This window comes from Streptomyces sp. PsTaAH-137, from assembly GCF_003259365.1.
Taxonomy (GTDB): Bacteria; Actinomycetota; Actinomycetes; order Streptomycetales; family Streptomycetaceae; genus Streptomyces.
In genome coordinates this window covers 111,875-124,153 of sequence record NZ_QLLY01000002.1, presented here as the reverse complement: position 1 = coordinate 124,153, position 12,279 = coordinate 111,875, and the positions used below count along the sequence as shown (strand labels likewise).

Genomic DNA, 12,279 nt, shown 5'->3' with positions numbered 1-12,279 from the left:
GAGCCTCGGCCCGGCTGCGGATATCATTCAGTGACCAGCAGATTGCCCAGTGAACTGTCAGAAGGGAGTCCGCTCGCGTGAGTGTGCTCGACGAGATCATCGACGGAGTCCGTGCCGACCTCGCGGAACGGCAGGCGCGCGTCAGCCTCGACGAGCTCAAGGAGCGCGTGGCGAAGGCTCCCGCGGCCAAGGACGGCGTCGCGGCCCTGCGCGGCGACGGCGTCAAGGTCATCTGTGAGGTCAAGCGGTCCAGCCCGTCCAAGGGTGCGCTCGCCGCGATCGCCGACCCGGCGGGACTCGCGGGCGACTACGAGGCGGGCGGCGCCGCCGTCATCTCCGTCCTGACCGAGCAGCGCCGCTTCGGCGGTTCGCTCGCCGACCTGGAGGCGGTCCGCGCCAAGGTCGACATCCCGGTCCTGCGCAAGGACTTCATCGTCACCTCGTACCAGCTGTGGGAGGCCCGCGCGTACGGCGCCGACCTCGCCCTGCTGATCGTGGCCGCCCTGGAGCAGCCCGCCCTGGAGTCCCTCATCGAGCGCGCCGAGTCCATCGGCCTCACCGCGCTCGTCGAGGCGCACGACGAGGACGAGGTCGAGCGCGCGGTGGACGCCGGGGCCAAGGTCATCGGCATCAACACCCGCAATCTGAAGGACCTCACGGTCGACCGCGGCACCTTCGAGCGCGTCGCCCCGGACATCCCGGACCACATCGTCAAGGTCGCCGAGTCCGGTGTGCGCGGCCCCCACGACCTGATCGCGTACGCCAACGCGGGCGCGGACGCCGTCCTCGTCGGCGAGTCCCTGGTCACCGGCCGCGACCCGAAGGCCGCCGTCGCCGACCTGGTCGCCGCGGGCGCCCACCCGGCCCTGCGGCACGGACGGTAGTCTCACCGCCATGTCCATCGCCGCCCGCCTCGCCCCAGGCTGCCGCCCCCGCGGCTGCCGGGCCCCGGCACGCCGTGTGCGCGGGCGGCGCGTGCGCTACCACATCGGCGCGGAGCCGGGCCAGATCAACGGCATGCGATGGCACGCGCCCCGTCAGGGGCGCGGACTGTAGCGCGCGGCCGGCCGCATTCGAGCGGCGGCCGACGTGACACCCCTGCCCCCACGGCGTTTTAGTCATCACCGAAACCCACCGTGAGGTTGACGCATGCCCAGCGAGTACTTCATCCCGGACCCCGAGGGTCTGGTCCCCAGCGCCGAGGGCTATTTCGGCGCGTTCGGCGGCAAGTTCATCCCGGAGGCGCTCGTCGCCGCCGTGGACGAGGTCGCCGTCGAGTACGACAAGGCCAAGACCGACCCCGAGTTCGCCCGCGAGCTCGACGACCTCCTGGTCAACTACACCGGCCGCCCCAGCAGCCTCACCGAGGTGCCCCGGTTCGCCGAACACGCGGGCGGCGCCCGCATCTTCCTCAAGCGCGAGGACCTGAACCACACCGGCTCGCACAAGATCAACAACGTGCTCGGCCAGGCCCTGCTCACCAAGCGCATGGGCAAGACCCGCGTCATCGCCGAGACCGGCGCGGGCCAGCACGGCGTCGCCACGGCCACCGCCTGCGCGCTGTTCGGCCTCGAATGCACCATCTATATGGGCGAGATCGACACCCAGCGCCAGGCCCTGAACGTGGCCCGTATGCGCATGCTGGGCGCCGAGGTCATCGCCGTGAAGTCCGGCAGCCGCACCCTCAAGGACGCCATCAACGAGGCGTTCCGCGACTGGGTCGCCAACGTCGACCGCACGCACTACCTCTTCGGCACGGTCGCCGGACCGCACCCGTTCCCCGCGATGGTCCGCGACTTCCACCGCGTCATCGGCATCGAGGCCCGCCGCCAGATCCTGGAGCGCGCCGGACGCCTGCCCGACGCCGCGATCGCCTGCGTCGGCGGCGGCTCGAACGCCATCGGCCTGTTCCACGCGTTCATCCCCGACAGCGACGTCCGCCTCGTCGGCTGCGAACCGGCCGGCCACGGCGTGGAGACCGGCGAGCACGCCGCGACCCTCACGGCCGGCGAGCCCGGCATCCTGCACGGCTCGCGCAGCTACGTGCTCCAGGACGAGGAGGGCCAGATCACCGAGCCCTACTCGATCTCGGCGGGCCTGGACTACCCGGGCATCGGCCCCGAGCACGCCTTCCTCAAGGACAGCGGCCGCGGCGAATACCGCGCCGTCACCGACGACGCCGCCATGCAGGCGCTGCGCCTGCTGTCGCGCACGGAGGGCATCATCCCGGCCATCGAGTCCGCGCACGCCCTCGCGGGCGCGATCGAGGTCGGCAAGGAGCTGGGCAAGGACGGGCTGATCATCGTCAACCTGTCCGGCCGCGGCGACAAGGACATGGACACGGCCGCGCGCTACTTCGGCCTGTACGACACGGACGCCGCCGTCGCCGCCGATGCCACGGGCGAGCAGGCCGAGATCGAGGGGGACGCCAAGTGAGCGGCAACATCCAGCTGTTGAGTGACACCCTGGCCGGCGCGAAGGCCGAGGGCCGCGCCGCCCTCATCGCCTACCTCCCCGCCGGATTCCCGACGGTCGACGGCGGCATCGAGGCGGTCAAGGCCGCCTTCGACGGCGGCGCCGACGTGGTCGAGGTGGGCCTGCCGCACTCCGACCCGGTGCTCGACGGCCCGGTCATCCAGACCGCCGACGACATCGCGCTGCGCGGCGGCCTCAAGATCAAGGACGTCATGCGCACCGTGCGCGAGGCGTTCGAGGCGACCGGCAAGCCGGTGCTCGTCATGACGTACTGGAACCCGATCTACATCTACGGCGTCGAGCGGTTCACCACCGAACTCGCCGAGGCCGGCGGCGCGGGCTGCATCCTGCCCGACCTGCCGGTCCAGGAGTCCGCCGAATGGCGGCAGCACGCCGAGAAGAACGGCCTCGGAACCGTCTTCGTCGTGGCGCCCAGCAGCCAGGACGCGCGGCTCGCCACCATCACGGCCGCCGGTTCCGGCTTCGTCTACGCGGCGTCGCTGATGGGCGTCACCGGCACCCGCGAGTCGGTCGGCAACCAGGCCCAGGAGCTGGTGCGCCGCACCAAGGCCACCACCGACCTGCCGGTCTGCGTCGGCCTCGGCGTCTCCAACGCGGTGCAGGCCCGCGAGGTCGCCTCCTTCGCCGACGGGGTCATCGTCGGCTCCGCGTTCGTGAAGCGGATGCTGGACGCCCCCGACGAGAAGGCCGGTCTGGAGGGCGTCCGCGCCCTCGCCGCCGAACTCGCCGACGGCGTACGGGGCGCGAAGTAACACGGAGTCACGTACCCCTTACGGGTGGAAAACGTCGCGGGGAGGCACGTTGGTGCCTCCCCGTCTCGTTGGCGCGGGTGTGAGTGAGAAGAACCGTGAGGGAAAGCGCGCCGCCCGCGAGCGACTGGCCGCGGAGCGCGAGAAGCAGAAGTCCGCGGAGAAGCGGCGCCGGACGTTGATCGTGGGCGCGACCGTCGTCTGTGTGCTCGGCCTGGCCGCAGTGATCGGCGTGGTCGCCGCCAATTCGGGTGGCGACGGCGACAGCGACACCGCGTCCGGCCCGGTGAGCGCGCCGCAGGGCGCCACCGGCACCGACAAGCTGGCGATCCCCGTCGGCGAGGACACCGCCAAGTCGACCCTCACCGTCTGGGAGGACTTCCGCTGCCCCGCGTGCAAGTCCGTCGAGGACTCGTACCGCACGACCCTCCACGAGCTGACCGACGCCGGGAAGCTGAAGATCGAGTACCACCTCGTCACCCTCATCGACGGGAACATGGGCGGCAGCGGCTCGCTGCGCGCGGGCAACGCCGCGGCCTGCGCCCAGGACGCCGGGAAGTTCCGCGACTACCACGACGTGCTGTACGAGAACCAGCCGGAGGAGACGGACGACGCCTTCTCCAAGAACAGCAAGCTGATCGAGCTCGCGGGCAAGGTCGACGGCCTGACCACGGACACCTTCACGTCCTGTGTGAACGACGGGACGCACGACAGCTGGGTGCAGCAGAACTACAAGAAGTTCCAGGAGGACAAACTCTCGGGCACCCCGACGATGATCCTCAACGGCAAGACGCTCGACCTGAACTCGCTGACGCCCCAGAAGCTGAAGGAGCAGGTGGAGGCCGCCGACAAGTAGGACGTTATGGAGCCGTTGCCGGGCTGCCGGACGCGGTCCCGGCCCGGCACGGTAGCGTCGACCCTGCCATGGAACTTGCCTTCATCCCCAGCCCGTCGCGCGGGGTCGTCCACCTCGGACCGATCCCGCTCCGCGGCTACGCGTTCTGCATCATCATCGGCGTCTTCCTGGCCGTCTGGCTCGGGAACAGGCGCTGGATCGCCCGCGGGGGGCGGGCCGGCACGGTTGCCGACATCGCCGTCTGGGCGGTGCCGTTCGGCCTGGTCGGCGGGCGCCTCTACCACGTGATCACGGACTACGAGCTGTACTTCAGCGAGGGCCGTGACTGGGTGGACGCCTTCAAGATCTGGGAGGGCGGCCTCGGTATCTGGGGCGCCATCGCGCTCGGCGCGGTCGGTGCCTGGATCGGCTGTCGCCGCCGTGGCATTCCGCTTCCCGCGTGGGCCGACGCCCTCGCGCCCGGTATCGCGCTGGCCCAGGCCGCCGGCCGCTGGGGCAACTGGTTCAACCAGGAGCTGTACGGCAAGCCGACCGATCTTCCGTGGGCGCTGAAGATCACCTCCGACACCGACGGGCGGGTGCCGGGCACGTACCACCCGACCTTCCTGTACGAGTCGCTGTGGTGCATCGGCGTCGCGCTGCTCGTCATCTGGGCCGACCGCAGGTTCAAGCTCGGGCACGGGCGGGCGTTCGCGCTGTATGTCGCGTCGTACTGCGTGGGGCGGTTCTGGATCGAGTGGATGCGCGTCGACGACGCTCACCACATTCTTGGGCTGCGGCTCAATGACTGGACCGCGATGCTGATCTTCCTGCTCGCCGTGGTCTACATCGTGGTGTCGTCGAAGGTGCGGCCGGGGCGCGAGGAGATCGTCGAGCCTGTCGCCGATGACTCCGTCGTGGACCTGGACAAGGGTGAGCCCGAGTCGGAGCCGGACTCGGAGCCCGACTCCGACTCCGAGGAGTCCGAGCCCGCTTCTGAGGCCGAGGCCAAAAAGGGCTGAGCCCTGGTCGTTGTCCGTCTGCGGCCCGGTGGGGGCTGGTCGCGCAGTTCCCCGCGCCCCTGAGATGCGCACTTCGTGCGCCATCTCATCAGAAGCCCCCGGGGCTGAAGGCGCGCGAAGCGCAGCCTCAGGGGCCCGGTGGGAACTGCGCGAGAAGCCCCACCGGGCCGCACCCGAAGAACTACCCAGGGGCGCGGGGAACTGCGTGAGATGCGGTCAGCGGGATGCCAGGGCGAGGACCCGGTGCGCGCCCGCGACGACGGCGGCGTCCACGAAGCGGCCGTCCGCCAGCGCCAGCGCCCCCGCGTCGAGGGCCGCCGCGTCGATGATGTCGCGGGCCGCCGCCACCTCGGCCTCCGTCGGGCGGAACGCCTCCTCGATCACCGGAAGCTGCCGCGGATGGATCGCGGTGCGGCCCAGGAAGCCGAGCGCGCGGCCCTCGGCGCAGGAGCGGGCCAGGCCCGCCGTGTCACGGATGTCCGGGTAGACGGACTGCGGCGGCGGAGGCAGCTGGGCCGCCCGGGCGGCGACCACCGCCCGGCCGCGTACCCAGGAGAGCCCCGTCGCGTCCCCGACCCCCAGGTCGGCCCGGAGATCGGCCTCCCCGAGCGCGATGCCGTGCACCGAGGGATGCGCGGCGATGTCGTACGCGTGCTCGATGCCGAGGGCTGATTCCAGGAGGGCGTAGAGGGGTGGCGGCGCCACTGCCCAGCCGGCGACGCGGGTCAGGTCAGCCGGGCAGGTCACCTTCGGCAGGCGCAGGGCGTCCAGGCCGGGGAGCCCGGCGAGGCGGCGGACCTCCCGCTCGGCGAGCGGGCCGTCGAGGGCGTTGACCCGGACGTGCACGGGCACGTCGTGCCGGTCGGCGAGGAGTTCGGCGGTCGCGTCGAGGGCGTACGGCTTGCGGTCGGGGGCGACCGCGTCCTCCAGGTCGACCAGGACCACGTCGGCGCCGGAGCCCAGCGCCTTGGCGACCACATCGGGGCGGTCCCCGGGAACGTACAGCCAGGTGACGTACAACGTGCTCATACCGCACCAGCCTCCCGCAGCGCCGCGACATCCGCCTCCGACAGGCCGAGGCCGGACAGGATCTCGTCGGTGTCCGCGCCGTGCCGGCGGCCGGTCCAGCGGATCGCGCCGGGGGTCTCGGAGAGGCGGAAGAGGACGTTCTGCATCTTGACCGTGCCGAGGTCCGGGTCGGGGAGTTCGGTGACCGTCTCCAGAGCCCGGTACTGCTCGTCGTTCAGCACGTCGGTGATGTCGTTGATCGGCGCGATCGCCGCCTCGGCCTTCTCGAAGGCGGTCACCACCTCGTCGCGGGTGTGCGCGGCGATCCAGCCGCCGACCGCGTCGTCCAGGGCGTCGGCGTGCGCGGCGCGGCCCGCGCCGGTCGCGAACCAGTCCTCGTCGATGAACTCGGGGCGGCCCACCAGGTGCATCACGCGCTCCGCGATCGACTGCGCGGAGGTGGAGACGGCGACCCACTTGCCGTCGCTGGTGCGGTACGTGTTGCGGGGGGCGTTGTTCGTGGACCGGTTGCCGGTGCGCGGCTGGACGTAGCCGAGCTGGTCGTACCAGGTGGCCTGCGGGCCGAGGATGGCCAGCATCGGCTCGATGATCGCCATGTCGACGATCTGACCGTGCCCCGTGGCGTCCCGGCCGCGCAGGGCCGCCATCACCGCGTACGACGTGGCGAGCGCGGCGATGGAGTCCGCGAGCCCGAAGGGCGGCAGGGTCGGCGGGCCGTCCGGCTGGCCGGTGATCGCGGCGAAGCCGGACATGGCCTCGGCCAGGGTGCCGAATCCGGGGCGGCGGGCGTACGGGCCGAACTGGCCGAAGCCGGTGACGCGGGCCAGGATCAGGCGCGGGTTGGCGGCGCTCAGCTCGTCCCAGCCGAGGTGCCACTTCTCCAGGGTGCCGGGGCGGAAGTTCTCGATGACGACGTCCGACTCGGCGACCAGCTTGAGCAGGACCTCGCGGCCGCCGGGGGAGGAGAGGTCGAGGGTGAGGTTCTTCTTGTTGCGGCCGAGCGTCTTCCACCACAGGCCGACGCCGTCCTTGGACGGGCCGTGGCCGCGGGACGGGTCCGGCTTGCGCGGGTGCTCGATCTTGACGACCTCGGCGCCGAAGTCGCCGAGCATCGTCGCGCAGAGCGGTCCGGCGAAGAGGGTGGCCAGGTCGAGGACCTTGAGTCCGGTCAGCGGGCCGTCGGCGGTGGTGGGGTGCGGGGTCGTCATGCGCGGACCTCCAGAGTGAGCCGGGCCAGTTCGTCGAAACCGATGCCGTCGAAACCGGCGACCGTGGTGGCGAGCCGGTTCTTCAGCGGAGCCGTCCACGACGCGGGCAGCGCGTCCGGGTCGCCCGCGAGCAGGCCCGCGATCGACCCGGCCGTGGCGCCGTTGGAGTCGGTGTCCCAGCCGCCGGACACCACACGGCAGATGGAGCCAGCGAAGTCGCCGTCGGCGTGGGTGAGGGCCGCGGCCAGCAGCGCCGCGTTGGGCAGCACATGGACCCAGTGGTGGTCGCCGTAGCGCTCATGCAGGGCGTCGACCACCCGCTCGAACGCCTCGGGGGTGCCGGTGGGTTCGGCGGCTGCCGTGTCGATGCCGAGCCGGATCGCCTGCGCGTAGCGGGAGCGGGGCGGGATATGGGCGAGCGCCGCGGTGAGGGTCTCGTGGACCGTCGTCGGGGCCGGGCCCGCCGCGTGGGCGATCGCGGCCGCCACGAACATCTCGCCGTAGACACCGTTGGCCGTGTGGGTCAACGACGCGTCGCGGTGGGCGAGTTCGGCGGCGCGGGCCGGGTCGCCGGGGTTCGTCCAGCCGAAGATGTCGGCCCGGATCTGGGCGCCGATCCACTCGCGGAACGGATTGCGGTACGTCGCCGTGTGCGGCGGCTCCAGACCGGCGAGGAGGTTGCGGTAGGCGACGCGCTCGGCGGTGAAGGTGCGGCCCGCCGGGAGTTCGTCGAGCCACAGCTTCGCCACGTCCTCGGTGGTGAAGTCGTGGCCGTGACGCTGCATCAGGAGCAGTCCGAGCAGCGGGTAGTTGAGGTCGTCGTCCTCCGGCATGCCGTCGATGTTCTCGGCGAGGGAGGTGGGGCGCGAGCGGCGGTTCCAGGGGTGTGCCCGCGCGATCTCCGGGTCCAGGCCGCGTTCGGTGAACCAGGTCGTCAGGGGCCAGTTGCCGGTGGATTGGGCGATCGCCCGGATGCCGGTCACGGTCAGCTTCTCGACCGGCTTGCCCAGCAGGCAGCCGGCCGCCCGGCCGAGCCAGGCGGCGTGCAGGCGGCGCAGTTCCGTGTCCGGGTCCGGGTTCCCGCGGGTGGGGGCCGGGGCGTCGGGGGCCCGGTACTCCGCCGGTTCCGTCGCCGCGAGCGGGGACGGGGCGGCCGCCAGCTCGTCCAGCAACTCCTCCGCCAGGGTGCGGAGTTCGGGTGTGGCGGGGGTCGCGGACGCGCCTGCCCGGTCCGGTGCGAGGTGGCCGCCCGCCGCGACCCAGCGCCGTTCGGCAGCGGTGGCGTCGCGGCCGTCCTGGGCGGCCTGGCGCAGTTCGTGGCCGATCAGGTCCTCGGGCTGCACCCAGGTCAGTCGCAGCATCACAGGCCCGCGATCGCGGCGAACGCCGTCTCGTGGGCGCGGCGGCGCTCCAGGTCGCGGCCGTGCACCTCGCGCGTGACCTGCGCGAGGGACGCCGCCGGGGCGTGCAGGTCGAGCTTGCTGGCCCGCGCGATCTCCGTGCTCCACTCCTTGGGGACGGCCTGCTCCCCGTACAGCGCGCCGACGATCGCACCGCTCATCGTGGCGATCGAGTCGCAGTCCCGGCCGTAGTTGACCGAGCCGAGGACGGTCTGCCGGAAGTCGCCGCGGCCGACGAGCAGCATGCCGAGCGCCACCGGAAGCTCCTCGATGGCGTGCAGCCGGGAGGGGCGGCGGGCGCCGAGCGACGGCTTGCGGTACTCCGGGCCGACCGTGTCGAAGGGCGCGACGGCCTCCCGCAGCGGGGCCAGGGCGTCCTCGAAGTCGTCGTAACGGGCGGCCACTTCGCAGACCGCCTCGATCGCGGACCGGGTGCCGTCCTTGGCGAGCTTCAGGGTCTCCTCGACGACCGACTCGGGCGTCGCGCCCGGCCGGTACGCGGCGGCCACCGCCGCCGCGAAGACCCCGGCCGCCTCCCGGCCGTAGCTGCTCTGGTGGGCGCCCGCCACGTCCAGCGCCTCGTTGTACGCGGCCAGCGGGTTGCCCGCGTTGACCGCGCCGACGGGCGCCATGTACATCGCCGCGCCGCAGTTCACGATGTTGCCGACGCCCGCCTCGCGGGGGTCCACGTGCCCGTAGTGGATCCGGGCCACGATCCACTTCTCGGCGAGGAAGATGCGCTGCAACGGCAGTGCCTCCGCCTCCAGTTCGGGGATCCAGCGGGGCGTGCCGATCAGGTCGGGGACCAGGTGGTCGGCGACGGCGTACGCGTCGAGGTGGTCGCGGACCTTCTCGTACACGCGGATCAGCGCGTGCGTCATGAGGGTGTCGTCGGTGACGTGCCCGTCGCCCTTGTGGTACGGGGCGATGGGCCGGGCCGTCTTCCAGTCGTCCTTGTAGAACGGCTCGACGATGCCGCGCACCCGGCCGTTGTGCCGCTCCGCGATCGCCTCGGGGGTCCAGCCCTCGACGGGGCCGCCGAGCGCGTCGCCCACGGCCGCGCCGACCAGGGCGCCGGTGGTGCGGTCTTCCAGGGAGGGGAGGGAGGGGACGTTGCTCATGCCGGGGTTCCTTCTGCGGTGAGGGAGGTGGAGTGATGCGCGGGAGGCACGGTGTCGGCCAGGCGGGCGGCCAGGTCGGTGAGGTCGGTGCCGGCCAGGTTCGGCAGGGCGCAGCCGGCGAGGGTCCGGCAGGCGTCGCGCCAGGTGTCCGGGAGTGCGGCGGCGCCGCCGACCGCGCCGGTCAGCGCGCCGGCCAGGGCGGGGGCGCTGTCCGCGACGCGGGAGAGGCAGGCCGCGGTGGGCACCGCCTCGGACACCGCGCCCGCGGCGGCCGTCGCCACGGCGAGGGCGACCGGGACGGTCTCCGCGGCCGCGATGCCGTAGCTGTAGACGTGGTCGACGATCTCGTGCTCCAGGACCGGGACCAGCGCGAACGCGTTGCCGGGCAGGCCCGGGCGGGCGGCCGCCGCGGCGCGGCCGAGCTCGACCGCCCGGTGTGCGTTGCGGTGGATCTCGGTGCCGTCGGGGAGCTGGGCGAGGGCCGCGTCCACGCAGGCGTCGACAAGGGCGCCGCCGAGCGCCGCGGAGACGGCCGCCGCCATCGCCCGGGCGCCGTGCACGCCGTCGCCGTCCTGGGTGTAGCGGGCGTCGAACTCGGCCAGATCCGCGGCCAGTTCGGGTGAGCCCGGGTGGACGACGGCGAGGACCGCCGCGCGGACGCAGGCCGCGTCGTCGAAGTAGTGCGGGTTGTCGTGGCCGGTCGCGGGCGGGCGCAGGCCCGCCGCGAGGTTGCCGAGGCCCGCCCGCACCGAGATGCGGGCACGCAGCGGGATCTTCGCCGACTCGATCTCGTCGGCGCGGGCCGCGGCCGCCGCGATCTCGTCCGCGAGGGTGTTCCAGGCCAGGGAGAGCGCGGAGCGGACGCGGTGGTCGGGGGGCAGGTCGCCCAGGCCGTCGGCGTGGGCCGCGAGGACGGCCTGGGCCGTGAACGCCGCCCATTCGGCGTCGTCGGAGGGGCCGAGGCGGAGGGGTTCGGGGGGCTGGTTCAGGGCGATCGGGACCGGGAGCGTCGTGGTGGCGTTCTGCTCCGCGAAGGTGTCCAGTTCGCGGGTGAGACGGCGGGTCCAGTCGGGGAGGCGGGCCGCGCGGTGTCGTCCCGACGGCCAGCCTGCCGCGTCGCCGGCTGCGATGCCGAGGAGGAGGCCCTCGATGCGGTCGGGGGTTGTCATGGGTGGGCCTTTCCGGTGGTGCGGGGTGAGGCGGGTGGTTCTCCGGGTGCGGGCCGGTGGCCGCTTCTCGCGCAGTTCCCCGCGCCCCTGTGGGGTTGTCGGTCGGGTGCGCGACCAGCCCCCACCGGGCGGCACCGTGGCGGACGGCGGGGCATCAGGCCACCGCCCCGGCGCGGTCGGGTGGCGGCGGAGACAGTTCGTCGGCCACGTCCAGGATGTGGCGGCCCGCCATCGACGGGAGGCAGCTGCCGCGGACGGGGCCGATCGCCGAGGACCAGGCGGCCGGGATCGAGGCCTCGCCGCGCAGGGCGCCGGCCAGCGCCCCGGCCACCGCCGCCGTGGTGTCGGCGTCGCGGCCCATGTTCACCGCGGTCAGCACCGATTCGCGGAAATCACCGCGGGCCACCGCGAACGCCCCGAAGGCGAGCCCGACGGCCTCGGGCGCGAGGTCCGTCCACGGGTAGCCGCCGATGACGACCGCCTTGCGCACGGCCCGTTCCATGGACAGCTGCGTGCCGTCGGGGTCGCGCCGGGCCCGGCGGGCCGCCTGGACCGCGCGGTGCAGGGAACGGGCGGTCCAGGAGTCGTCCGGAACCACGGAGAGCGCGGCCTGCACCACGGCGTCGGGGCTGTGGCTGACCATGGCGGCGGCCACCCCGGCCGCGACCGCCCGGCCCCCGTGGATGCCCTCGCCGTCGTGCGACACCGTGCCGTCGATCGCCACGAGCCGGGCCGCTTCGGCGGGGCGCCCGGCCGCGTACACCCCGAAGGGCGCGGCGCGCATGGCGAGGCCGTCGCTCCACGCGTGCCGGTGCTGGGCGGAGATGGGCGCGGCGAGTCCGCGGCGCAGGTTCTCCAGGGTGCCGCGCTCACTGAAGCCCGCGCCCCGGAACGGTCCCTCGTCCCGGTCCGCGATCCAGGTGTGCCAGGCCCGCTCGACGTGCTCGACGGTCAGCCGGGCGCCGTGCTCGGCGAGCAGCAGGCCGGAGAAGATCGCGTACTCGGTGTCGTCCGTGCCGGCCGGGTTCTCCGACACGAACCCCTCGATGCGGCCCCAGCGTTCGCGGATCTGGGACGGCTTCATGTTCTCCGCGGGGGCGCCGAGCGCGTCCCCGACGGCGAGTCCGAGCAGCGCGCCGCGGGCGCGGTCGCGCAGCGAGATCGGGGCCGGGGGAGGGGGCTGCGGGACCGTGCGCAGCCTGCGGGCCGACGGGTCCGGGTCGACGCTGACGCTCATGGTGTGTTCGTGC

12 protein-coding genes are annotated in these 12,279 nt (G+C 73.2%); 6 read left to right on the top strand and 6 right to left on the bottom strand.

Going from position 1 to position 12,279, the window contains the following annotated elements; translation table 11 throughout:
* The first annotated feature begins 77 nt into the window (after nucleotides 1-77).
* The 6 genes from trpC (at nucleotide 78) to lgt (ending at nucleotide 5,102) form a co-directional block, all read left to right on the top strand.
* Complete coding sequence (trpC, locus tag K377_RS04095) at nucleotides 78-884, top strand: indole-3-glycerol phosphate synthase TrpC (protein WP_111661743.1); 807 nt, start codon at nucleotides 78-80, stop codon at nucleotides 882-884.
* Nucleotides 885-894: 10 nt separating this feature from the next.
* Nucleotides 895-1,056 carry a tryptophan biosynthesis modulator TrpM gene (gene trpM, locus K377_RS41540; RefSeq protein ID WP_181512472.1) on the top strand — a complete coding sequence of 54 codons (162 nt, stop codon included), beginning with the start codon at nucleotides 895-897 and terminating at the stop codon, nucleotides 1,054-1,056.
* A 93-nt stretch (nucleotides 1,057-1,149) separates the two neighbouring features.
* On the top strand, nucleotides 1,150-2,436 hold the full coding sequence (gene trpB / locus K377_RS04090) for a tryptophan synthase subunit beta (RefSeq protein WP_111661742.1): 1,287 nt from the start codon (nucleotides 1,150-1,152) through the stop codon (nucleotides 2,434-2,436).
* Nucleotides 2,433-3,248 (top strand): tryptophan synthase subunit alpha, encoded by an 816-nt coding sequence (gene trpA / locus K377_RS04085; protein WP_111661741.1) that lies wholly within the window; start codon nucleotides 2,433-2,435, stop codon nucleotides 3,246-3,248. The genes trpB and trpA overlap by 4 nt, the downstream gene beginning before the upstream one ends.
* A gap of 79 nt (nucleotides 3,249-3,327) precedes the next feature.
* Nucleotides 3,328-4,101, top strand: a complete 774-nt coding sequence (locus K377_RS04080) for a thioredoxin domain-containing protein (protein ID WP_111661740.1) — start codon at nucleotides 3,328-3,330, stop codon at nucleotides 4,099-4,101.
* Nucleotides 4,102-4,169: 68 nt separating this feature from the next.
* A complete protein-coding gene (gene lgt, locus K377_RS04075; RefSeq protein WP_111661739.1) occupies nucleotides 4,170-5,102 on the top strand; it encodes a prolipoprotein diacylglyceryl transferase in 933 nt (310 codons plus the stop codon).
* Between the two features lie 216 nt (nucleotides 5,103-5,318).
* On the opposite strand, the gene K377_RS04070 is transcribed toward lgt, so the two are convergent.
* The 6 genes from K377_RS04070 to K377_RS04045 form a co-directional block, all read right to left on the bottom strand.
* Nucleotides 5,319-6,131, bottom strand: coding sequence for a CoA ester lyase (locus K377_RS04070; protein ID WP_111661738.1), 813 nt, complete (start codon nucleotides 6,129-6,131; stop codon nucleotides 5,319-5,321).
* Complete coding sequence (locus tag K377_RS04065; RefSeq protein ID WP_111661737.1) at nucleotides 6,128-7,339, bottom strand: CaiB/BaiF CoA-transferase family protein; 1,212 nt, start codon at nucleotides 7,337-7,339, stop codon at nucleotides 6,128-6,130. Before K377_RS04065 ends, K377_RS04070 begins: the two co-directional genes overlap by 4 nt.
* The gene (locus tag K377_RS04060; protein WP_111661736.1) at nucleotides 7,336-8,700 is read right to left on the bottom strand and encodes an ADP-ribosylglycohydrolase family protein; all 1,365 of its coding nucleotides are present in this window, start codon (nucleotides 8,698-8,700) and stop codon (nucleotides 7,336-7,338) included. Before K377_RS04060 ends, K377_RS04065 begins: the two co-directional genes overlap by 4 nt.
* Complete coding sequence (locus tag K377_RS04055; protein WP_111661735.1) at nucleotides 8,700-9,860, bottom strand: ADP-ribosylglycohydrolase family protein; 1,161 nt, start codon at nucleotides 9,858-9,860, stop codon at nucleotides 8,700-8,702. Before K377_RS04055 ends, K377_RS04060 begins: the two co-directional genes overlap by 1 nt.
* On the bottom strand, nucleotides 9,857-11,029 hold the full coding sequence (locus tag K377_RS04050) for an ADP-ribosylglycohydrolase family protein (RefSeq protein ID WP_111661734.1): 1,173 nt from the start codon (nucleotides 11,027-11,029) through the stop codon (nucleotides 9,857-9,859). The genes K377_RS04055 and K377_RS04050 overlap by 4 nt, the downstream gene beginning before the upstream one ends.
* A gap of 154 nt (nucleotides 11,030-11,183) precedes the next feature.
* Nucleotides 11,184-12,266 (bottom strand): ADP-ribosylglycohydrolase family protein, encoded by a 1,083-nt coding sequence (locus K377_RS04045; protein WP_237551511.1) that lies wholly within the window; start codon nucleotides 12,264-12,266, stop codon nucleotides 11,184-11,186.
* Nucleotides 12,267-12,279: the final 13 nt, after the last annotated feature.